The 23,096-nt window shown below is 68.3% G+C and carries 16 protein-coding genes and 1 tRNA gene; 11 read left to right on the top strand and 6 right to left on the bottom strand.

Features of this window, described 5'->3' with window-relative positions; translation table 11 throughout:
• Positions 1–74 precede the first annotated feature (74 nt).
• From FGM06_RS16260 to gltB, 3 genes are all read left to right on the top strand, one after another.
• Entirely contained in the window at positions 75–2,879 is a 2,805-nt protein-coding gene (locus tag FGM06_RS16260; protein ID WP_241662567.1) for a PGF-CTERM sorting domain-containing protein, read from the top strand.
• A 61-nt stretch (positions 2,880–2,940) separates the two neighbouring features.
• Positions 2,941–3,108: an HEWD family protein gene (locus FGM06_RS16065; RefSeq protein WP_186311008.1), complete on the top strand. Its 168-nt coding sequence runs from the start codon at positions 2,941–2,943 to the stop codon at positions 3,106–3,108.
• 311 nt (positions 3,109–3,419) lie between these two features.
• Positions 3,420–8,090 (top strand): glutamate synthase large subunit, encoded by a 4,671-nt coding sequence (gene gltB / locus FGM06_RS11325; protein WP_144799353.1) that lies wholly within the window; start codon positions 3,420–3,422, stop codon positions 8,088–8,090.
• Positions 8,091–8,612: 522 nt separating this feature from the next.
• Here gltB and FGM06_RS11330 read toward each other — a convergent pair.
• Positions 8,613–10,676 carry an ABC transporter ATP-binding protein gene (locus FGM06_RS11330; RefSeq protein WP_144799354.1) on the bottom strand — a complete coding sequence of 688 codons (2,064 nt, stop codon included), beginning with the start codon at positions 10,674–10,676 and terminating at the stop codon, positions 8,613–8,615.
• A gap of 146 nt (positions 10,677–10,822) precedes the next feature.
• On the opposite strand from FGM06_RS11330, the gene FGM06_RS11335 reads away from it, so the two are divergent.
• Positions 10,823–11,959, top strand: a complete 1,137-nt coding sequence (locus FGM06_RS11335; RefSeq protein ID WP_144799355.1) for a sensor histidine kinase — start codon at positions 10,823–10,825, stop codon at positions 11,957–11,959.
• Between the two features lie 29 nt (positions 11,960–11,988).
• Here FGM06_RS11335 and purN read toward each other — a convergent pair whose 3' ends face one another.
• Positions 11,989–13,590 carry a phosphoribosylglycinamide formyltransferase gene (gene purN, locus FGM06_RS11340; RefSeq protein WP_144799356.1) on the bottom strand — a complete coding sequence of 534 codons (1,602 nt, stop codon included), beginning with the start codon at positions 13,588–13,590 and terminating at the stop codon, positions 11,989–11,991.
• A 168-nt stretch (positions 13,591–13,758) separates the two neighbouring features.
• Here purN and purB point away from each other — a divergent pair, with 168 nt between their 5' ends.
• From purB to FGM06_RS11370, 6 genes are all read left to right on the top strand, one after another.
• Positions 13,759–15,198 (top strand): adenylosuccinate lyase, encoded by a 1,440-nt coding sequence (purB, locus tag FGM06_RS11345; RefSeq protein WP_144799357.1) that lies wholly within the window; start codon positions 13,759–13,761, stop codon positions 15,196–15,198.
• Between the two features lie 101 nt (positions 15,199–15,299).
• On the top strand, positions 15,300–15,638 hold the full coding sequence (locus FGM06_RS11350) for a zinc ribbon domain-containing protein (RefSeq protein WP_144799358.1): 339 nt from the start codon (positions 15,300–15,302) through the stop codon (positions 15,636–15,638).
• A gap of 104 nt (positions 15,639–15,742) precedes the next feature.
• Positions 15,743–16,549 (top strand): sensor domain-containing protein, encoded by an 807-nt coding sequence (locus FGM06_RS11355; protein ID WP_144799359.1) that lies wholly within the window; start codon positions 15,743–15,745, stop codon positions 16,547–16,549.
• 69 nt (positions 16,550–16,618) lie between these two features.
• The gene (locus tag FGM06_RS11360; protein WP_241662568.1) at positions 16,619–17,347 is read left to right on the top strand and encodes a hypothetical protein; all 729 of its coding nucleotides are present in this window, start codon (positions 16,619–16,621) and stop codon (positions 17,345–17,347) included.
• Positions 17,348–18,028 (top strand): metal-dependent hydrolase, encoded by a 681-nt coding sequence (locus tag FGM06_RS11365; protein ID WP_144799360.1) that lies wholly within the window; start codon positions 17,348–17,350, stop codon positions 18,026–18,028.
• Positions 18,029–18,109: 81 nt separating this feature from the next.
• The gene (locus tag FGM06_RS11370; RefSeq protein WP_144799361.1) at positions 18,110–19,663 is read left to right on the top strand and encodes a phytoene desaturase family protein; all 1,554 of its coding nucleotides are present in this window, start codon (positions 18,110–18,112) and stop codon (positions 19,661–19,663) included.
• A gap of 43 nt (positions 19,664–19,706) precedes the next feature.
• Here the strand turns inward: FGM06_RS11370 and FGM06_RS11375 are convergent, their stop codons facing one another.
• Positions 19,707–20,312 carry a VOC family protein gene (locus FGM06_RS11375; RefSeq protein ID WP_144799362.1) on the bottom strand — a complete coding sequence of 202 codons (606 nt, stop codon included), beginning with the start codon at positions 20,310–20,312 and terminating at the stop codon, positions 19,707–19,709.
• A gap of 145 nt (positions 20,313–20,457) precedes the next feature.
• Here FGM06_RS11375 and FGM06_RS11380 point away from each other — a divergent pair, with 145 nt between their 5' ends.
• The gene (locus FGM06_RS11380; RefSeq protein ID WP_144799363.1) at positions 20,458–21,294 is read left to right on the top strand and encodes an alpha/beta fold hydrolase; all 837 of its coding nucleotides are present in this window, start codon (positions 20,458–20,460) and stop codon (positions 21,292–21,294) included.
• 275 nt (positions 21,295–21,569) lie between these two features.
• Here the strand turns inward: FGM06_RS11380 and FGM06_RS11385 are convergent, their stop codons facing one another.
• The 3 genes from FGM06_RS11385 to FGM06_RS11395 form a co-directional block, all read right to left on the bottom strand.
• Entirely contained in the window at positions 21,570–22,028 is a 459-nt protein-coding gene (locus FGM06_RS11385) for a universal stress protein (protein WP_144799949.1), read from the bottom strand.
• A gap of 274 nt (positions 22,029–22,302) precedes the next feature.
• Positions 22,303–22,374 (bottom strand) — tRNA-Ala (locus FGM06_RS11390).
• A 91-nt stretch (positions 22,375–22,465) separates the two neighbouring features.
• A complete protein-coding gene (locus FGM06_RS11395) occupies positions 22,466–23,011 on the bottom strand; it encodes a type II toxin-antitoxin system RatA family toxin (protein ID WP_144799364.1) in 546 nt (181 codons plus the stop codon).
• Positions 23,012–23,096 lie beyond the last annotated feature (85 nt).

Genomic DNA, 23,096 nt, shown 5'->3' on the forward strand with positions numbered 1-23,096 from the left:
AGCGTAGCGAGCTCGTCGACTCCTGCGGTGCGGACGCTGCCTAGCCTCGGCTCTGTCGATCGTGGTCCGTCACGATGGATCGAAGAAACTCAACTCAGCGTGGGCCGGTGGTTATTCTCGTCATCTGTGTTGTCGTGATTTCAGTTGTCGCGGTGGGTGTAACTCTGGCTTCTGGGGAAGCGGATGGGAGCCGATCTCACAATATAACAACTTCAGGAGAATATAATTCTGTAAACGGTTCTATTACAGTTCAAGATCAGGCAACAGTTTCTACGAATTTTGTTAGAAACAGCAGAACTACATCTGGAGTGACTATTAGTGAAATCGAATCAAATGTAAATTCGACGATCGTCCTTACTGACAAGGATACTAGCGACATTGTTGGATATAAATCGCTTTCAGTAGAACAAATAAATGACAAAGACAATATGTCGCTCAATACGTCAAATTTGGGCGGGGCAGTTGGGGCATATCTCATACCGAGTGAGAACATTAGTATAAATCAAGATCGTATCGATACAGAACTATCTGAACAAGAGAAAAATTCAGCAGTTGATAAAGACAGAGCGCACGTGTACCTGGGTACTGTAGAGTTTGAAAATCAAGAATTCAAAAAAGCAGGAGCAGCCAATATCTCTGTGGCAACTTCTGAAGTACGAGACACGATCGGGATGAACACACCATATATTATTTCTATCCACCCAATTACTTCCAGTAATAAAGTTGTGTATGATGAGTATATTGGATATTCAGATGTTCTTGTTGGTGTGAACGATGGGATAAAAATACCTGTTAGAGATGCAAATGGAAGCAAAAGCAGAATTTGGCACAGTAACCGATATGTGGCAACTATTCGGCTTGCACAGGGACAAAAACCGGGAGACCCCGTGAATTTGGCATCAACGAAGCGGTTGCCGAATTCAGATATAAACCATCAATTTGTAGAGGGAGATGTGTCCGATAGTGCAGATGTGCGCATTACCAATGTTCCCTTGGATATAAACAACAGTAGTAGACTGGATCGTAAGTTCAATCATACGAACTACACTGGTAAACAAATTTATTCTGGAGAAGTAGTCCTGTTCGAAAATAACACCTCCACAACAAACTCTATTAAATTGCATAGAAGACTACCAGATAACCGTTCAATAATAGCCGGATTAGGAACGCCTCTGAATGGCACAGAGGGAGTAGTTTTTAATACGACTGGCTTACCCACAGGGACTTATTCACTCACCGGTGGTGGATTTGAGAAGGGAAATCGATTCAAATTAATCGGGAGGGATGCCCAAGAAGTAGAAATCGACAACATCAGGGAAGAAATGGAAATCGGAATCCAGACAGACTATGAGCTATGTCATCACACCCCGGAAGTTAGTGTGAGAATCTTTAACTTAAATACAAACAGCACACTCGCAACTGCCAACCTCTCCACACCATCTTCCGGTCGCACCTCGATTGGGATCAACACGTACGCACTCGGTAACGAATCGCTGACGGACGGTCTCGTCACCGCGGGGCCGGGTGCGACCGTCGAATCGGTCAACACATCGATGTCGAACGAGACGCTGCCACCGGGGGAGTATCGGGTCGCGGTCCGCTCCGAGCAGGGACTCGCCGCGACGGCGGACGAGACGACTGTCATGGTCGCGAACCGGTCGACGAACGGGCTGACCGCCTACGCGACGGCCGACCTCGATCGGAGCGACCTCGGGACGGCCGATGCGGTACAGCGGGCGATCGCGAACGGGACGCTCTCGCCGACGTCAACCGTCACTTCCGGCGAAACCGTGGTGTACGTCGCGAACGCCACGGGACTGACCGGGCTGCCGGCCGCGCGGAACGCGACCCCGGAGACGGGCGCCGACCTGGCTCGGCTCGACGGGCTCGCCTTCGGCGTACGCTCGAACGCGTCGACGATTTCGACGGCGGAGGACGACCGAACCGACGCGAACGGGTCGGTCCCGAGGAACTCGTCCGTTCACGTCGACGACCGAGGCCTGTACCTCGTCGCCGATGCCGACGACGCCCTCGCGACCGACGAGACGCCCGCCGACGGGGAGGCGTTCACCGCAGAGTTCCTCGTGGCGGACGAACGGCTCCGCGAGGCGGCGTCGGATCCGACCGGCGGTCACACCGCGTCGACGACGGTGACCTTCGAGACGCCGCCTCCAGACGGGGAGGACGGCGATTCGAAGAGCGACGGCAGCCTCGAAGGCGGTGGAGGCGAGGGTGGGTCCGACGGCGGAGCGACGGGAGGTGACGCGACCGGCGGCGGGACGTCCGGCGGAAGCGCTGCGACGGGGAGCGGCGGAACCGCCGGCGGCAGAGCGACCGGGTCCCCACCCGAGACGGGCTCTCCGCCGAGAGGGACGAAGGCGGGAGAGGCGGGAAACGAGAACGGTGACGGGCCGCGGTCCGAACTCGGGCGGAGCGGGGGTCGCTTCGGGATCCGGCCGGTCGCCGACGTCCGGACGGTCGCGCGCGACGATTCCACCGGATCACCCGCGTCCGTCTCTCGGACGGCGGCGTCCTCCGGGGTAGGCATCGCCTCGCCGGGAGACGGCAGCGTCCGGTCCGAGGCGGGTGCGGGCCGCGGCGACGCCGGGTCGGACGACACGGGTGCCGGGAGCGACGAGGCGGCGAGAGCGAACGGAGCGGACGCGGAGGCCCCCGCAAGCGACGGTTCGGGATCGAAATCGGATACGGCGGGATCGAACCCCGACACGACCGACACGGACCCGGCGACTCCGAGCTACGACGACGCGCCGATCCGGACGACCGCCGAGGACGTGCCCGGGTTCGGTCCGCTCGCCGCCCTGGTCGCGCTCCTGTTCGCCGGTGGGCTCGCCGCGCGTCGGCGGGATCGGGAGGCGTGAGGCGACGCTCCGACGCCGCGGTGGCGGTATCCTTTTGCTGGACCGCTCCCTTCCGTCGGGTATGAGCGTGACCATCACCCCGCCGCGGAAGCGGGAGTGCGAGCTGTGCGGTCGCCGCGAGCGGTGGGACGAGGAGAACACCGGCTGGCAGATCGCCGACGAACCGGGCGAGGTCTACTGCATCCACGAGTGGGACATCAACGGAACGTTCACGCCGCTTCGCGAGTGACCGGCCGGGTTCCGATCGACGACGAGTTCGGTTTCGCTCAACGGTGAATTCGATTTCGGCCGACTATCGCGCGGTTTTTCTTCCGTTGACGATAACGCACCTATTTTCCGTATCGTTCTCTGTCTCGGCGGTTTTATTTCCAATTACAAATTATAACTAGGCTATCTCCGGATTATAACTGATCAAACAGGAAACGAATTGTGTGTTATTCACCCCTGATGAATAATTACCTTATATTCCCTAATGTGTGTACGAGGGATCCTACCCGTATCAGGGTTATACCTTTAAGTGATCATCTGTGAGTGGGGAGCATGACCGAGCCACGTAGTGACACCCGGGGGGGTTCGGAATCCTCGGGCCACGGTGGGGGGCTTGCGGACGTATCAGACGAGCGGTCGAACTGCGGGATCGGCGGGATCGTCGACCTCGACGGGGACCCGAGCCACGACACGGTGACCGACGCGGTCCGGCTGCTGGAGAACCTCGAGCACCGCGGGACCACGGGCGCCGAGGAGAACACCGGCGACGGGGCCGGGATCATGGTCGCGCGCCCGGACGACTTCTTCCGCGACGTCGTCGACGCCGACCTCCCCGACGAGTACGCGGTCGGCTCCGTCTTCATGCCGACCGAGGGGAGCGTCCAGGCGGAGATCCACGACGTCATCGCCGAGGTGTTCTCCGTCTACGGGCTGGAGGTGCTCGCGTGGCGCTCCGTCCCGACGGACAACGCCGACCTCGGCGAGACCGCGCTCGACTCCGAGCCGGAGATCGCCCAGCTGTTCGCCGCGCCCGTCGAGGGCGCCGGCCTCGCCGAGCGGTTCACCAGCGAGGAGGCCCGCCCGGACGACGCCGACCCCGAGCTCCTCGGCTTCGACCGCGCGCTGTACGCCGCCCGCCGCGAGATCGAGAACGCGGTCGCCGACGTCGACGGCGCCGGCCGGTTCTACGTCTGCTCGCTCGACCGCCAGCGCGTCGTGTACAAGGGCCTGCTGAAGGGCTCCCAGCTCGCCGACTACTACCCCGACCTGACCGACGAGCGCTTCGCCAGCCACGTCGCCTTGGTCCACGCGCGGTTCTCGACGAACACGCTCGGCGCGTGGCACCTCGCGCACCCGTACCGCAACATCGTCCACAACGGCGAGTTCAACACGATCCGCGGGAACGTCAACTGGATGCGCGCCCGCGAGAACGACCTCGAACACCCCGCGTTCGGCGCCGAGCTCGACACGATCAAGCCGGTGATCGACGACCCGAACCAGTCGGACACCGCGAGCGTCGACAACGCGGTCGAACTCCTCCTGCAGGCCGGTCGGGACCTCCCGCACACCCTCCGGATGCTGATCCCGGAGGCGTTCCGCGACGACGACCTGATGGACGCGGCGCGCACCGACTTCTACGACTACCACGCGTCGCTCGTCGAGCCGTGGGACGGTCCCGCCCTGGTCATCGGCTTCGACGGCGACCGCGTCGCCGGCGTCCTCGACCGCAACGGGCTCCGCCCCTGCCGGTACGAGGTGACCGAGGAGAACCGCCTCGTCGTCGGCAGCGAGGTCGGCGCGCTGCCGACCGATCCCGCCGAGGTGCAGCGCCGCGGGCGGCTCCAGCCCGGCGAGATCTTCGTCGCCGACCCCGAGGAGGGGCGGATCGTCCCCGACGACGAGGTGTTCGCCGAGCTCACCGACGAGAAGTACGGCGAGTGGGTCGACGAGCGCCAGGTCGACCTCGACGAGGTCGCGAGCGAGGTCGACCCCGAGACGGAGGCGGTCGACGCCCCCGGCGTGGACGAGGGCGGCGAAGACGCCGAGAGCGACGAGTCGACAGTCCGGATCCACCAGGCCGCGTTCGGCTACACGACGGACTCGCTGAACCACCTCGTCGAGCCCATGGCGAAAGACGGGAAAGACCCCGTGGGCTCGATGGGCGACGACACGCCGCTGTCGGTGCTCGCGGACGTCGACCGCCCGCTGTTCACCTACTTCAAGCAGCTGTTCGCGCAGGTGTCGAACCCGCCGATCGACTACATCCGCGAGGAGCTCGTCACCTCGCTGGAGACCCGGATGGGGAACCAGCGGAACCTGCTCGACGAGACCCCCGAACACGCCGAGCAGATCGTCTCGGATTCGCCGATCCTCACCGACGCCGAGACGGCCGCACTGAAGGGGCTCGACGGCGAGCCGGTCGACGGCGACGGCCCGGCGTTCGCCTCGGCGACGGTCGATATCACGTACGACCGCGAGGGGTCGCTCGTCGACGCCGTCACCCGGATCCGCAACGAGTCCGCGGCCGCGATTCGGGACGGCGCCGACGTGGTCGTCCTCTCGGACCGCGCGGTCGGCCCGGACCGGCTCGCGGTCCCGAGCCTGCTCGCGACCGGCGCGGTCCACCACCACCTCGTCCGGAACGGGCTGCGGAACCGCGCCGGGATCGTCGTCGAGTCGGGCGAGCCGCACGAGGTCCACCACATCGCGACGCTGGTCGGCTACGGCGCCGACGCGATCGACCCGTACCTCGCGTACGAATCCATCGCCGACGTCGTCGCGGGGCCGGACGGCGCCGACGAGGAGGAGGCGCTCGCGGCGTACCGCGGCGCGCTGGAGGACGGGCTCCTCAAGACGATGGCGAAGATGGGCATCTCGACGATGGAGTCGTACCAGGGCGCCCAGATCTTCGAGGCGGTCGGGCTCGCCTCCGAGTTCGTCGGCGAGTACTTCGAGGGGACCGAGATCCGCACCGAGGGGATCGGGACCGAGGAGATCGAAGGCGACCTCCGGACGCGTCACGCGATGGCGTTCGGCGCCGATCCCAAGCTGGAGACGACCGGCGAGTACGAGCACCGCTCGTCGGGGATCAAACACGGCTGGAACCCGCAGACGGTCGGGACGCTCCAGCAGGCGGTTCGCGGCGGCGACTACGAGCAGTACGGGGAGTTCGCCGAGCTGGTGAACGACCAGTCCGAGGAGCTCCAGACGCTCCGCGGCCTCCTCGAGTTCGAGTCCGACCGCGATCCGGTGCCGGTAGAGGAGGTCGAGCCGGTCGAGTCGATCGTCGAGCGCTTCTCGACGGCGGCGATGAGCCTCGGGAGCATCTCGCCGGAGGCCCACGAGAACAACGCGATCGCGATGAACCGGATCGGCGCGAAGTCGAACACCGGCGAGGGCGGCGAGCCCCCGGAGCGATTCGGTACCGAGAAGGAGTGCAACGTCAAGCAGGTCGCCTCCGGCCGGTTCGGCGTCACCGCCGACTACCTCGCGAGCGCTGACGAGCTCCAGATCAAGATGGCGCAGGGCTCGAAGCCCGGCGAGGGCGGCCACCTCCCCGGCGAGAAGGTCAACGAGATGATCGCGCACGTCCGGTGTTCGACGCCCGGCGTCGGGCTCATCTCGCCGCCGCCGCAACACGACATCTACTCGATCGAGGACCTCAAACAGCTCATCTTCGACCTGAAGGCCGCGAACCCCGACGCCGACGTCAACGTGAAGCTGGTGTCGGAGGCCGGCATCGGCACCATCGCGGCCGGCGTCGCGAAGGCGAACGCGGACGTCGTCCACGTCTCCGGCCACGACGGCGGGACGGGCGCGTCCCCGAAGACGTCGATCAAGAACGCGGGGCTCCCGTGGGAGCTCGGCCTCGCCGAGGCGAACCAGATGCTCCGCGCGACCGGCTTGCGCGACCGCATCCGCGTCACCGCGGACGGCGGGCTCAAGACCGGCCGCGACGTCGCGGTCGCCGCCGCGCTCGGCGCCGAGGAGTACGTGTTCGGCACCGCGTCGCTCGTCACCGCCGGCTGCGTGATGGCCCGCCAGTGCCACGAGAACACCTGTCCGGTCGGCGTCGCGACCCAGCGGGAGGACCTCCGACAGCGCTTCCCCGGCCAGCCGGACCACGTCATCAACTACATGACGTTCATCGCCCAGGAGCTCCGCGAGATTATGGCCGAGCTCGGCTACACGGAGGTCGAGGAGTTCATCGGGCGGCCCGAGCTCCTCTCCCAGCGCGAGACGGACCACGAGAAGGCGAAGCACCTCGACCTCTCGGCGGTGATCGCCGAGCCCGCGGGCGACGCCCGAACCAAGACCCGCGAACAGGACGACGCCGACATCGAGGCGCTGCTCGACTGGGACCTCATCGACGAGGCGGCTCCGGCCATCGAGGACGGCGCGCCCGTCGCGCTCACCCGCGACGTGGAGAACGTCGACCGCGCTGTCGGCGCGACGCTCTCGAACCGCGTCGTCTCCGAGCACGGGGGCGAGGGGCTCCCCGACGACACCGTCACTTGCCGGTTCGACGGCTACGCCGGCCAGAGCTTCGGCGCGTTCCTCGCGTCCGGCGTCACCTTAGAGCTCACCGGCGCCGCCAACGACTACCTCGGGAAGGGGCTCTCCGGCGGTCGGATCGTGGTCAACACGCCCGAGGAGGCCGGCTACGACCCCGCGGAGAACGTCGTCGCCGGCAACGTCGGGCTGTACGGCGCCACCGCCGGCGAGGTGTACGTCAACGGCGTCGTCGGCGAGCGCTTCGGCGTCCGCAACTCCGGCGTGCGGGCGGTCGTCGAGGGCGTCGGAGACCACGGCTGCGAGTACATGACCGGCGGCGTCGTCGCCGTGCTCGGCGACACGGGCCGGAACTTCGCGGCCGGGATGTCCGGCGGCGTCGCCTACGTGTACGACCCCGACAACCGGCTCGACGACCGCGTCAACCGCGGGATGGTGTCGGTCTCGGAGACGCTCGACGACTCCGACGAGCGCATGCTCCGCCGGCTCGTGGAGAACCACCGAGCGTACACCGGCAGCGACCGCGCGGCCGAGCTGCTCGACGACTGGGCGGCGACCCTGGACGACTTCGTCCGGGTCTTCCCCGACGCGTACGCCGACGTCATCGCCGAGGGCAAGGGCGCCGACGTGCGCGACGAGCCGCCGGCGGCGGCCGAGGCCGTCCCGGGCGCGGCGAGCGAGTCGACCGGACAGGCGTCGAGCGACGACTGAGGCGGGCGCGCCTGCCTCGGTGATCCGTTGATATCTTTTGCAGTTCGGACGACTCGGATCGGTTGCCGCGACGCTTTCGGAGTCCGATCGATCGCTGCGGCGGCTCGCTATCTGTCGAGAGCGTCGGAAAACGCCGCGGGTTCGGTCAAGCGACGGCGCGTCCGCGTCGCGCCGAGGCGATTCGACTCACCGGCGATTCGCGTCCGCCACTAAAAGGAAGACCAAACGCTCAGGAGCGCAGCCACGCCAGGAGGCGGGCGGCGGGGCTGGGCGTCGACTCGAGGTCCTCGGGTCGCGGGGTGTCTTTCAGTCGCATGGTGCCGTGTTCGGAATTCGACTTACGAGCTGCCATAACAACAATCATTTGTGGCCGTACGGCAATAAAATACTCGAATTGTCAACGTATATTCGCTGAAAGTAGATTATATTGATCTATCATCGCCGTCTTCGGAGAGGGATTCGCGAGTCGCTCCGCACGCGGTCGTCGCGACGCGCCCCCGGCCGTGACGTCGGCCGCTCCGTTCAGTCGTCGAGCGACTCGCTCTCGACCTCGCCGTCCACCGCCCGCTCGACCGTGCGGTCGACGTGGCGCTCGCGGGCGCGGTCGACGAACTCCTGTGGCAGCTCATCGATCTCGCCGGCCTGCACGCCCCAGAGCTTCGCGTAGAGCCCGTCGGCTTCGAGCAGCTCGTCGTGGGTCCCGCGCTCGACGACCTCGCCGTCCTCTAACACGAGCGTCGCGTCGGCGTCGGTCACCGTCGAGAGGCGGTGCGCGATGACGAACGTGGTGCGGTCGGCCGCCAGCTCGTCGAGCGAGCGCTGGATCAGCATCTCCGTCTCGGTATCGACCGCGGAGGTCGCCTCGTCGAGGATGAGGATGGCGGGGTCCTGCAGGACGACCCGCGCGATGGCGACCCGCTGGCGCTGGCCGCCCGAGAGCTTCACCCCCTGCTCGCCGATCCGCGTCTCGTAGCCGTTCGGGAGCGAGTCGATGAACTCGTGGGCCTCGGCGGCCTTGGCGGCCTCGATCACCCGCTCGCGGACCGCGTCGCTCTCGACGTCGCCGTCGACGCCCGTGAATCGGCCGTACCGGATGTTCTCGGCGATGGTGCCGTCGAACAGCGTCGTGTCCTGCGCGACGTAGCCGACCGCGGAGCGCAGGCTCTCGACGGTGACGTCGCGCACGTCGTGACCGTCGACCCGGACCGCGCCGTCGGTGACGTCGTAGAGGCGCAAGAGGAGCTTCAGAAGCGTCGACTTTCCGGCGCCGGTCGGTCCGACGAGGGCGACGGTGTCGCCCGGGTCGGCCGTGAACGAGACGTCGCTGATCACCTCCTCGTCGGCGTCGGTCGGGTCGACGAGGGCGTTCTCGGGGTACGCGAAGGAGACGCCGTCGTACTCGACGGCGCCGGCGACGCCGCCGTGGTCGGGGCCCTCTCGGTCGGCGGTTCCGTCGCCTTCCGCGGTTCCGCGCTCGCGCCCCAGCACCACCGTGTCGCCGTCGTCGGTGATCCGGATCGGGATGTCCCGGAGGCCGAAGACGCGCTCGCAGGACGCCTTCGCGTTCTCGTACTGGTCGATGATGTTCGACACCTCCGCGAGCGGCGCGACGAACTGCTGGGTGAGCAGGACGAACGTGACGAACGTCCCGACCGTGAGCGTCGTCGTGAACGGGCCCGGCGGTCCGGCGGAGAGCCAGTAGCCGCCGACCGCGAAGGTGGCGGCGAACGCGAGGCCGGCGAACAGCTCCATCCCGGGGCGGTAGACGTAGTTGAGCCGGAGGATCGACATCGTCCGCTCGAAGTACTGGTATGAGGCGGTCTCGACGCGGTCGCTCTCGTACGGCTCGGTGTTGGAGGTCTTCACCAGCTCGACGCCCGAGAGCGCGTTCTCCAGGGCGGTGTTGAGGTCGCCGACCACGGAGCGCTGGGCGACGTACCGCGGCTCGACGGCCCGCATGAACCAGAGCGTGAAGAGGATCATCAGGGGGATGGCGGAGAGGGTGACCAAGGCGAGCTCCCAGTTGTAGTAGAAGAGCACGCCCGCGATGCCGGCGACCATCACGCCGAGCCGCGCCGAGTTCTGGAGCGCGTTGTCCAAGAACACCTCGAGGTTGGAGGCGTCGTTGTTGAGGACGCTCATCACCTCGCCGGTCTGCTTGTCGTCGAAGAAGGTCATGTCGAGCCGCTGCATTCGGTCGAAGGAGTCGGTCCGGACCGCGTGCATCACCCGGTGTGCGAAGTTGTTCGCGGCGATGCCGTAGATCCACGTGAACACGCCGGTGACGAGGAAGGAGCCGACGATGAGGGCGACGGAGAGCCGGAACTGCGCCGGCCCCGCGGTGGGGAGCCACGCGTCCGGGACGACCGGGAGGGTGTACGGGCCGTCCCCCGTGAACACGGCGTCGATGGCGACGCCGAGCACGACCGGGGGGAGGAGGCCGGCGACGCGGGCGACGACGTTCGCGGCCATCCCGATCGCGAGCCAGTGGGCCTCGGCGGCGCCGTACTCGCGGAACAGCCGGAGGAGGGGCCTGTCGACCCGGTCGCGGTACACTTCGAAGGCGTTGCGCTCGTCGGCGGCCATGGAGACGGGAATCGTGCGAGCCCCATGTATCCGACGGCTTCGGTCGGTTCGGCCGGGTTCGGCCGGGTTCGACGGACGCTCGGGCCGGCACCGTCCGGTTTAAGGCGAGCGGAGACCGTAGTACGGTATCGCAGTCGTGATCGACGATGAGTGACGGCCCGTCCGAGGGCGACGCCCTCCGCCGCATGTACCGGATCACCGCCGACCAGGAGCGGCCGTTCGAGGAGAAACTCCCGGACCTGTTGGACCTCGGTCGCGCGTACCTCGGCGTGGAGACCGGCTTCCTCACCGAGATCGACGACGAGACGCAGGTGATCGTGGACGCCCGCGGCGACCACGAACTGCTGCAGGCGGGCCGGAGCTGTCCGCTCTCGAAGGCGTACTGCAGGCGGACCGTCGACGTCGACGGCGCGCTGACGGTCCAGCACGCCCGCGTTGAGGGGTGGGAGGACGACGCCGCCTACGAGGAGTTCGGGCTGGAGGCGTACATCGGCGCGAAGGTCGTGGTCAACCGCGAGGTGTACGGCACCTTCTGTTTCGCCGACACCGAGGCGCGGGATCGTCCCTTCTCGGAGGACGAGGAGACGTTCGTGGAGCTGTTGGGCCAGTGGGTCGGCTACGAGCTGTTCCGGAAGCAGGCGACCGAGCGGATGCAGCGGCAGCGCGACGAGCTGGAGGAGTTCTCCCGGGTCGTCTCGCACGACATCCGGAACCCGCTGGGGATCATCGACGGCTACCTCGACATGGCGGAGCGGACCGGCGACCCGGAACATTTCCAGCGGTGTCGCGACGCGGTCGACCGGATGGAGTCGCTGATCGACGACCTGCTCTTCCTCACCCGCGAGGGCCGGACGATCGGGGGACGCGAGGAGGTCGACCTCGTGGCGCTCGCCCGCGAGTCGTGGTCGTTCGTGAGCGCCGGCGACGCGACGCTGGCGGTCGACACCGACCGCGTCGCCTTCGGCGACTGGAGCCGCCTCCAGCAGGTGTTCGAGAACCTGTTCCGGAACGGCGTCGAGCACGGCGGCGACGACGTGGCGATCCGGGTCGGCGACCTCGCGGACGGGACGGGAATCTACGTCGAGGACGACGGCGAGGGCATCCCGGAGGCCGAGCGCGACGACGTGTTCGTCGACGGCTACACCACCGACGCGTCGGGCACGGGGCTGGGGTTGACGATCATCCAGCAGGTCGTCTCGGCGCACGGCTGGGAGATCGCCGTGACGGAGGGCGCGGCGGGCGGAGCGCGGTTCGAGATCACCGGGATGGAGTTCTCCGAGTAGGCGGGGAGACGGTCCGAAAAGGCGCCGCGTCAGTCGTGTCGGAAGCAGCGCGACCCGGTGAACGCCATCGCCATGTCGTGCTCGTCGGCGGCGGCGATCACGTCCTCGTCGTTGACGGAGCCCCCCGGCTGGATCACGGCCTCGATCCCGGCCTCGGCGGCCTCCTCGATCGCGTCCGGGAACGGGAAGAAGGCGTCCGAGGCCATCACGGCGCCCTCGGCGGACTTACCCTCGGCGTCCTTCTCGGCCTTCATCGCCGCCAGCGTCACGGCGTCGACGCGCGACACCTGCCCCATGCCGACGCCGACCGTCTCCGTGCCGGTCGCGAACAGGATGCCGTTCGACTTGACGTGTTTGAGCGTCTTCCACGCGAAGACCATCGTCTCCAGCTGCTCGTCGGTGGGCTCGCGCTCGGTGACGACCTCCAGGTCCGCGGGGGTCGGCGACTGGAGGTCCCGCTCCTGCACGAGGCGGCCGCCGACGATCGGCTTCTCGGAGAAGCGCTCGGCGAAGCGGTCGTCGCCCTCGCCGAGCGGGCCGACGTCGAGCACGCGGAGGTTCCCCTTCTCCCGGAGCACGTCGAGCGCGCTGTCGGTGTAGCCGGGAGCGACGACGACCTCCTTGAACGAGTCGACGATCGCGGTCGCGGTGTCGGCGTCGCACTCGCGGTTCAGGGCGACGATGCCGCCGAACGCCGACTTCGCGTCGGTGCTGAGCGCGCGGTCGTACGCGTCCGCGAGCGCGTCGCCCGTCGCGCAGCCGGCGGGGTTCGTGTGCTTGATCACGGCGGCCGCGGGGTCGTCGAACTCCTTCACGAGGTTCAACGCGGCGTCGGCGTCGTTGTAGTTGTTGTACCCCATCCCCTTCGCGCCGGGGTTCAGCCGGTCGGCGCCGACGACGCTCGCCTCCTCGCAGCCGTCGTCCGCGTAGAGCGCGGCGTCCTGATGCGGGTTCTCCCCGTAGCGGAGCGTCTCGGCGCGTTCCTCGGAGACGAACCGGCGCTCGGGGAAGTCCCCGCCCGCGTCGCCCTCGACGGTCACGTCCACCGGGTCGCCGCGCTCGCGCTCGACCGTCACGCGCTCCTCGGCGAACCACCGGACCGCCCGCGGGTACGCCGTGAACTCCGCGTCGCGGAGCACCCGCTCTTTCAGCGCGTCGGCGTCGTCGTCGCCGTAGACGGGGACCGGCTCCTGGGTGACGATCGGGCCGCCGTCGATCTCCTCGGTGACGACGTGGACGGTACAGCCCGTCGTCCGGACGCCAGCGGCGAGCACCTGCTCGTGGGCGTCCATGCCGGGGAACGCCGGGAGCAGGGAGGGGTGGACGTTCAGTGTCGTCGGCGCCGCGTCGAGGAACTCGTCGGTGAGCACGCGCATGTACCCGTCGAGGCAGACCAGGTCGAAATCGTAGTCGGCGAGTCGATCGAGGATCCGGCGCTCGTGGGACGCGCGCGACTCCTCCTCGTCGCGCTCGACGACTTCGGTCGGGATCCGGCGCTCGGTCGCGGCCTCCAGCACGGGCGCCTGCTCCCGGTTCGTCAGGACGACCGACAGCTCCGCGCCGCCCGGCGCGACGTCGGCGATGTGTCTGAGGTTCCGCCCCCGGTTGCTCGCGAGTCCGGCGATCTTCATACGCGAGTGGACCGACCGATCGCGTATATCGATTGCGGTCCGGGGCGCCCGAGTATCCACGTTCGCGGATACAATGGGCGATCCGGGGTGGGAAACGGGAGGGAGCTATCCACGTCCGTGCGTCACGCCATCGACACGCTTTTGCTGGCTCCGGGGGCAGTCGCGGACATGACGGACCACGCCATCGACGGCCTGTCGCGGTCGGACCCCCTCGCGGCCGTCTCCCCGCTGGACGGGCGCTACGCCTCGCGGACCGCGCCGCTGTCGCCGTACGCGAGCGAGGCCGGGCTCATGCGCGCCCGGACCCGCGTCGAGGTCGAGTACCTGATCGAGCTGGCCGCGCTCGACGCGACCCCGATCGCGCTCGTCGACGAGACCGAGACCGCCCTCCGCGACGTGTACGAGTCGTTCTCGGCCGAGGACGCGCGCCTGATCAAGGCGCTCGAAGTCGAGGGCGCCGAGGGGTACGCCGCGACCAACCACGACGTGAAGGCGGTCGAGTACTTCCTCCGCGTTCGGCTGGACGAACTGGAGGCGTCCGGGACGGTCGACGTCGCCGAGGCGCTGTACCCGTGGATCCACTTCGGGCTCACCAGCGAGGACGTCAACAACCTCGCGCACCGACTGCTGCTGAAGCCCGCGGTGAGCGAGGTGCTGGTGCCCGCGGTCCGCGAGGTCAGGGACGCCCTGGTCGACCTCGCGCAGGAGCACCGCGGGACGCCGATGCTCGCGCGCACTCACGGCCAGCCCGCGACGCCGACGACGTTCGGCAAGGAGATGGCGGTGTACGCCTCGCGCCTCGGCCGCGCGCTCGGTCGCGTCGTCGTCGCGAACGGCGACCTCTCCGGGAAGCTGGCTGGCGCCTCCGGCACCTACGCCGCCCACGACGCCGCATACCCCGACGTGGACTGGCGGGCCTTCTCCGAGTCGTTCGTGCGCGGGCTCGAGTTGGAGCACACGCCGCTCGCGACGCAAGTGAACCCCTGCGACGACCTCGCGGCGCTGTTCGACGCGCTGCGAGGGGTGAACAACGTCCTGCTCGACTTGGACCTCGACGCGTGGCTCTACGTCTCCGACCGGTACCTCGGCCAGCGAACGGTCGAGGGCGAGACCGGCTCCTCGACGATGCCGCACAAGGTGAACCCGATCGACTTCGAGAACAGCGAGGGGAACCTCTCGAAGGCGAACTCGGACCTCGCGTTCCTCGCCGACTACGTGACGAGCTCGCGGCTCCAGCGCGACCTCTCGGACTCCACCGTCAAGCGCAACGTCGGCGCCGCGCTCGCGCACTGCCTCATCGGCTACTCGAAGGCCGAGAACGGGCTCGCGAAGGTGGTGCCGAACGAGACCGTGATGCGCGAGGAGCTGGCGGCGACCCCCGAGGTGATCGGCGAGGCCGTCCAGACGATCCTCCGGCGCGAGGGCGACACCGACGCCTACGAGCGGGTGAAGGCGCTGACCCGGGGGCGGTCGGTGACGCTCGACGACTTCCGCGAGCTGTTCGCCGACCTCGACGTCGACGAGGACGTGCGCCGGGAGCTACAGGCGATGACTCCCGCGGGGTACGTCGGCGTCGCCGACGACCTCGTCGACGAGATCGACGAGTAAGCAGCGGGGTCGCCGACGGCCCGCGCCGAGCGCCGATCCGCGCCGCGAGGAGGCCGTCGGCGCCACAAGAGGTTTGTCGGTCGCGCGTGCAGATGCGGTCGATGCCCTCCGACGACACCGACGAGACGGAGTACTCCGTCTTCGGCAACGAACCGAGCGACGACTGGGCGGACGCGGGCGACGACCGACGCGCCGACCCCGACTCAACCCGTCCGGGAGACGGGTCCGAATCGCTGGCGACCGGGGAGGACGACGGCTGCCCGAAATGCGGGAGCGAGGAGACAGAGACGGACGAGATCGCGACGAGCGGCACCGGTCTCACGAAGATGTTTGACGTGCAGAACCGCTCGTTCGTCGTGGTCTCCTGTGCGAACTGCGGCTACTCGGAGCTGTACAAGGGCCAGTCGACGGGGAACGCCATCGACTTCTTCGTCGGCTGAGAGCGACCGTCAGCCTCCGTGGTCGCTCTGGTGGCCTCTGAGACCGCCGCACGCCGCCGGGAGCGACCGATTTATGTCGACAGCGGAACCGGTTCCGACCGGACATGGTCTCCCTCCGTCACCCCTCCGCGCTCCCCGTCGTCGGCGTCGTCGCCGACGGCCGCACGTACAGGCACCTGTTGTACCTCCTGCTCGCGGTCCCGCTCGGATTCGTCTACTCGACGCTGTTCACGTTCGGCGTCGCGTTCGGGCTGGTCCTCTCGGTCGCGCTCGTCGGGCTCGTCGTCCTGTTCGCGGCCCTGATCGGGGCCCGGCTCGCAGCGGGACTGGAGCGTCGGCTCGCGAACGCACTGCTCGGGACCCACCTGCTGCGCCCGGACGACCTCGCCGACGCCGACGGCGCGCTCGCGGGCGTCAGGAAGTACGTCGACGCCCCGTCGACGTGGGCGGGGCTCGGCTTCCTCTCGCTGAAGTTCTGGGTGAGCCTCCTCGCGTTCGTCCCCCTCTTCCTGCTGGCGAGCGCGCTGCCGCTGGTCGCCGCCCCCCTGCGGTACCCCTACGAGGCCGACTTCGGCGAGGTGAACGGCGAGCCGGTGACGTGGGCGATCGACACCCTCCCGGAGGCGCTGATCGCGCTCCCGCTCGGCGTCGTCGGCGTCCTCCTCGCGCTTCACCTCACCAACCTCGTGGCGTACGTCTCCCGGCGGATGGGCCTCGCGCTGCTCGGTCGTCGGGAGCCGGCCGAGTCGCATTCGGCGGACTCGGTGGAGGACGACGATGGCGAGAGCGACGAAGACGTCTCGATCGACGGCGACTTCGATTTCGTCGACGACCCCGCTCCGGCCGACCGCGACGCCGCCCCCGCCGACCGCGACGCCACCTCTACTGACCGCGACGACGACGCCCGCTGACCCGGAGACCGCTCGGCGAACGGGACGATCCCCCGAGCGACTTATTCGCGTGCGGTCGTCAGGACGGGTATGGCACCGACGCTGGTCAACGCCGCGTTCGGCGCGCTGCTCGCGGCCGCCCTTCTCGGCGTCGCGTTCGACCGGCGCTCGGTCGCGGTGGTCGTCGCCGCCGCGATGCTCCCGGACCTCGACGCGGTCGCGAGCCTCGCGGTCCCGGGCGCGACGAACGCCCTCCTCCACGCGGTCTGGCTCCCCCTCGCCGCCGGGATCGCCCTCTACTGGGACACGGAGATCCGCGACGCCTCCCGGCTCCGCGAGCGGGCGGGGCGACGGGGAGTCCGGGTCGCGTGGGTCGCGCTCGCGGCGTTCCTCGTCGCCGGCGTCGGCCCGGACCTGTTCGGTAGCGAGGGGGTGAACCTGCTGTACCCGCTCGCCGACGCCTACTACCTCGTCGACGGGGGGCTCCTCTTCTCGACGGAGGACGGCGTCGTCCAGACGTTCGTCGCGTTCGGCGCGGGGGGTCCGGGGATCCTTCCGCTGGAGACGCTCGGCACGACCGAGTCGTACGCGATTCCGATGTTCTCGAACCCCGACGGCCGACCGGGGCTCTCGCCGGGCGCCGAGCGCGAGCTCCACCTCGTCCGCACCGGCTGGCAGCTGGTCGTCGTCGCCGCCGCGGTGGCGCTGCTGGCGGTCCGGCTCCGGTGGGAGAGGCGGGGCGGGACGGGGAGGGCCGACGTCGAGTCGGCCGGCGTCGACACGGCCGAGACCGACGACGACCCGGAGGTGACCCGGTAGATGGTCTCCACAGTGGTCCACGCCGGGTTCGCGGTCCTGCTCGCGGCCGGGCTGCTCGACGACCGGTTCGACCGCCGGGCGCTCGCGGTCCTGCTCCTCGTCGTCGTCGCGCCCGAGGCCGACAGCTTCCTCGGCCCGATCATGCCGGGCGCCCACCGGACGGTCGGCCACACGCTCGTGATCCCCGCGGTCGCCGCGGTCCTGTTGTACTACGACACGCGGATCCGGGAGACGTCAGCGGTGCGCGCGCGCCTCTCGGCGCGGTGGATCACCGTCGCGTGGGCCGCGCTGTTCGCGCACGTCTTCGCGCACGTGGCGCTCGACTGGGTCCATCTCGACGGGGTGAACTACCTCTGGCCGCTCCGCGACCAGTTCCTCCGGCTCGACGGGGAAATCATGCTCTCGACGGCGGACGGGTTCGTCCAGACGTTCGTCGACCTGCGGGTCGACCCGGAGACCGGGACGCGCACGGTCGACGCCGGCGCCACGGGGACCACGGAGACGGTCCACGTCAACAACCCGGTCGAGCCGCGCGATCCCGCCGAGGAGATCGAGGAACCGGTCGAGCGTATCTTCCCGGTCGCGAGCGCCGGTTGGCGGCTCTACCTGATCGGAACCGGGCTCTTCGCGCTGGCCGCCCGGCGATTGCAGGACAGGGCGCCGCGGGAGGAGGGCGCGTGAGGACGGTCGGCCGCGGGAGGGGTGACGGGCCGACATTGTATGGCTGGAGAGTGAATCCGCTGTAGGCCGTACCGCCTCGCGATGAGCCCTCGTTCACGCGACGACGAGCGCCTCGCCGGCGAGGAGGTCGCGGTGGTCGGCGCCGGGTTCGGCGGCCTCTCCGCGGCCGCCTACCTCGCCGACGCCGGCGCGGACGTGACGGTGTTCGAGCGCAACGAGCGTCTGGGAGGATGCGCCGGCCGGATCGAGCGGGACGGCTTCCGGATCGACACCGGCCCCTCGTGGTACCTGATGCCGGAGGTGTTCGACCGCTTCTTCGGCCACTTCGGGCGGTCGACCGAGGAGTTCTACGAGCTGACGGAACTGGACCCCCTCTACGAAGTCGTCTGGAAGGACGGCGACCGCGCGGCGATGCCCGCGGACCGGGCGGGCCAGAAGGCACTGTTCGAGTCGTACGAGGCGGGCGCCGGCGACCGGCTCGACGCCTACCTCGCCGACGCCGCGGAGGCGTACGAGCTCGGGATGGACCGGTTCGTCTACCCGAGCCGCTCCCGGCTCCGTGACATGGTCGACGCGGACGTGCTGCGCTCGGGCCGTGCGCTCCCGAAGCTCCGGGCGATGGACGACTACGTCGGCGACTACTTCGACCACGAGAAACTGCGGCAGATCGCGGAGTACAAGCTCGTCTTCCTCGGCGGGTCCCCGTACAACACGCCGGCGATCTACACGCTGATGAGCCACGTCGACATGAACCTCGGCGTCTACCACCCGACCGGCGGCATCGCGAGCGTCGTCGACGGGATGGCGGCGCTCGCGGGCGACCTCGGCGCCGAGATCCGCACCGAGGCGCCGGTTACGGCGATCGAGCCCTCGGTCGCGGCCGCGGGGCCGACGTTCGAGGTGGACGCCGGGGGATCGAGCGCGCGGTTCGACCGCGTGGTCGCGAACGCCGCGCCGCCGCACGTCGAGCGCGACCTCCTCCCCGACGAGTTCGCGCGCCGCGAGGCGTACTGGGAGTCGCGGACGTACGCCCCCTCCGCGTTCCTCATGTACTTCGGCGTCGAGGGCAACGTCGACCTCGACCATCACGCGCTCGTGTTTCCGACCGACTGGCGGCCCCACTTCGAGTCTATCTTCGACGACCCGGCGTGGCCGGACGACCCGGCGTACTACGTCCACGTCCCCTCGAAGACGGACCCGGAGGCGGCGCCCGAGGGTCACGAGGCGGTGTTCGTCCTCGTCCCGCTGGCGCCCGGGCTCGACGACGGCCCGGAGGCCCGGGAACGCTTCCGCGAGTTGGTGCTCGACGATCTGGCCGAGCACGCCGGCGTCGACTTCCGCGATCGGGTCGTCTTCGAGGAGACCGCTTGCGTCTCCGACTTCCGCGAGCGCTTCAACGCGCCGCGGGGCACCGCGCTCGCGCTCTCGCACACGCTCGGCCAGACGGGGCCGCTCCGGCCGGCGCACCGGGCGCCGGGCGTCGAGGGGCTCTACTACGTCGGCGCGTACACGAACCCCGGGATCGGGATGCCGATGTGCCTGCTCAGCGGCGAGCACGTCGCCGACGCCGTGATCGAAGACGCCGCGGGCGACGGGGTGTTCCCGTCCGTGGTGCCGACGTCGACGCTGCGGTAGGCCCGTTCCGGGACGCCCGATCGGTCGCGTCGCGCGGGGCGCCTCAGAAGTCCCGACCGGTCGCGGCGTCGGGAAGGTCGTACTGGTCGACGGGGAGACCGAGCTCCTCGAGGGCGGCCTTCAGGTGTTCGGTCGCGACGTACTCGTCGCCGGCGGCGACGCGGGCCGCCTGCGCGTGCGCGAGCACCTCGCCCTTCCGGTCGTCCGGGAGCTCGAACTTGTCGGCCGCGAGCTCGATGACGAGCCCGTTGTGGTCGTGGGTGTACAGCGAGTGGAAGGCGCCGCGGTCGAACTCGCTCACCTCGTGGCCGGCGTCGAGCAGGCGGTCGCGGATCGCCGGGAGCTCCTCCGGTTCGACGCTGAACGCGAGGTGATGGACCGCTCCGATCTCCGGATCCTGCGTCTCGACGGAATCGCGCGACTCGTCGACGAAGAAGGTGACCAGCCGCCCGTCGCCCGCGTCGAAGAAGAGGTGTTCGACCTCCTCGCGGTCGAGGTTGGGCTGTCTGACGACCAGGGGGAGGCCGAGCACGTCACGGTAGAACGCGACCGTGTCGTCCGCGTTGCTCCCGATCAGCGTGACGTGGTCCCAGCCGGTCGCGTGCAGCAGGCTGTCCGGGCGCTCCGCCGTGACCTCGTGTGACGACATGCAGTGATCCACGGGAGCGTCCCTCATGAGTTCGCGGTAACACCGATGTCAGTCGGGGAACGCGCGGCGGACCGAACCGACGGAGGCTAAAAGAGCGATTTGAGAGTCCCGACCCGTTATCCCGACCGAAGCGGAAGGGCGACGCGTGCAACGGAACACGCGGCAGGCGGGCCGGCCCCGCGGGCTCGCCACGGAGACGTGCACGCTCTCGGACGGTCGAACGCTCGCCTACGCCGTCGGCGGGGCCGAAGACGGGACGCCGGTGATCGCGCACCACGGAACCCCTGGATCGCGGCTGTTCGCGGCGCTCCTCACCGAGGCCGCGGCCGAGACCGGAGTCCGGCTCATCGTCCCGGACAGACCGGGGTACGGTCGGTCGTCGCCGCCGCCGGACGACTGGGAGTGGCGCGACTGGCCGGCGGACCTCGCGGCGCTCCTCGACGCGGAGTCGGTCGATCGGTGCGGGGCCGTGGGGTTCTCTGGCGGCGGGCCGTTCGCGCTCGCGGCCGCGGCGGACGAACGGGTGGGTCGCGTCGGACTGGTCAGCAGCGTCGTCCCGCCGGCCGACGTCGGCCTCGTCACGCTGTCGCGGGTCCCGCTCGCCGTGCGTGCCCTCTTCCGACTGTCGGAGGCGTACGCGTCGGTCGCCGGGCCGAGCACGATCGTCGGTCAGTACACGGAGCGCTCGGTGTCGGAGCCCGTTTCGCGGGCGGTCGCGGACGACTTCCACGAGGCCCTGCGGCAGGGGGCGAAGCCGGTCGCCCGGGAGAACCGGTCGTTCGCGGGCGAATGGAGCGGGGTCGACCGAGTGTCAGGGCCCGTTCGCGCTTGGCACGGCACGCGCGACGAGAACGCGCCGCTCTCTGCCGTGCGGGACTTCGCGAGCGGGAACGACGTGAGCCTCACTGTCACCGAGACCGACCACCTCGCGACGCTGCTCGATCACCGAGACGAGGCGTTGCGCTGGCTCAGTGAGACGTGAGGCGGGTGGGAGCACGCGGAAGAACGGCCGATCGAACGGAGTGAGTTAACCGGGTTCGAGGGGGAGCGGTTTCTCGGCGAGACCGCGTCGCTCGACGTGACTGTGACCCTGTGCCGTCGGTCCCGAACGAACTCCCTGCCAAGCCGCGTCTTCCCGATCGCAGATCGATCGTCTCGATGCCGCTCGATGCCCTCGCGCGAACCGTTCGACACTGCGTTCCCGACCGGTCACACGGCAGAGGGCGGGCGACGCGGAATGGTCGACGACGCCCGATATCAGTCTTGGCGGACGAACGTCACGGGGCAGGGCGCGTTCAACAACACGTTCTGTGCGACCGAACCGAAGACGGCCTTGCCGCTCGGCGAGCGGCGTCGGCCACCGATGACGACCAAGTCCGCACCGACATCTTCCGCGATTCCGATGATGGCCTCGCCGACGGCGCCCCCTTTGGCCAACCGACCGTGTTCCGTGTGCTCGACGCCCGCGTCCTCCATGTCGTCGATGAGCGCCTGGATGTTCACGTACCGCTGGGCGGTAACGTCCGGCGTGACCTCGCTGTCGCGGTCGAAATCCAGGTTGTTGCGTGCCTTTTGGTACTCCCCCTCGGTGAACACGTGGGCCAGCGCCACCGACGCACCGGGCGGCCCGGCGATATCCGCTGTGATCGATGCGAGGTCGTCAAGTCGGTCATCGTCCTTCTCGCCGACGGCCAAGAGTACCGTTTCCAATCCCATACACCCCAACTCAAAGGCGATACTGGTAAACATTAGTTATTTACGGCTATAGATTAATGAATTAATATGTTCCCCTCGCGGTCGGCCCGATCGCGCTCTCTGTCGGAGAGGAGCTTTCCAGAGAGACGATTTCAGACGACCAGCGTTCGAAAGCCCGCGTCGCTCGGGTTCACACTCCTCAGCACGGCGAAGCGATTCGAGTGGACTCGCGGGGTCCCCACGAGCGAAGCGAGTGGGGGCACGCGAGGAAAGAAGACGAACGAAGTGAGTCGAGTGGACTCGCGGGGATTTGAACCCCGGGCCTTCCCCGTGCCAGGGGGATGATCTACCACTGATCTACGAGCCCTCGTACGCGTTCCATCGTTCCCCGCTGGATATATTAAGGCCTTCGACTCGGCGACGGTCGGGGAATCGGCTTGCACCGGGTCGTTCTGCCCTCAGATCTGCTCGGAGTCGACGTACACGTCCAGATCGACGTTTCGGGTCGACCCCTCTAAGTCGCGGACGGCGCGCTGGACGACGCGCTCGGCCTCGGTCCGGATGAGCGGGACCGCCTTCTTTACCACCCAGTCGAAGGAGACGAGCCGCGGGAGGTCGAGCGCGTCCGGGCTGGCCGACCCCGGATCGAACTCGACTTCGAGCGCGACCTCGCAGGCGGGGTCGCCACTCTCGTTTCCGTCGGACCCGGGTTCCGGCTCCGTCGGCGTCACGCGCCAGCAGCCCCCGGCGTCGATGTCCTTCGTGATCTCCCAGTCGATCCGCTCCGGCGGCTCGACCCCTGTCACCCGCGAGTGGGCCGTGTAGGTGACCTTCCACCACGCGAACCGGAGCGCGTAGCGGGTGCCGGGGCCGCCGTCGCCCTCGATCGTCCGCACGTCGTCGAGGTACTTCGAGTAGCGGGCGTAGCCCGGGAAGTCGAGCAGGAACTCGTACACCGCCTCGGGGTCGGCGTACACCTCGGTCCTCACGACGAGTTCGTCCACGCACGGTGGTTCGGGCGGCGCGTAATAAGCGGTCCGGCGAGACTACGTGTGAGAGGATCGGGTAGGTCGTCGGCGTGTGTTCGAC

The sequence above is a fragment of the Halorubrum depositum genome (assembly GCF_007671725.1).
In the GTDB taxonomy this organism is placed as follows: Archaea; Halobacteriota; Halobacteria; order Halobacteriales; family Haloferacaceae; genus Halorubrum; species Halorubrum depositum.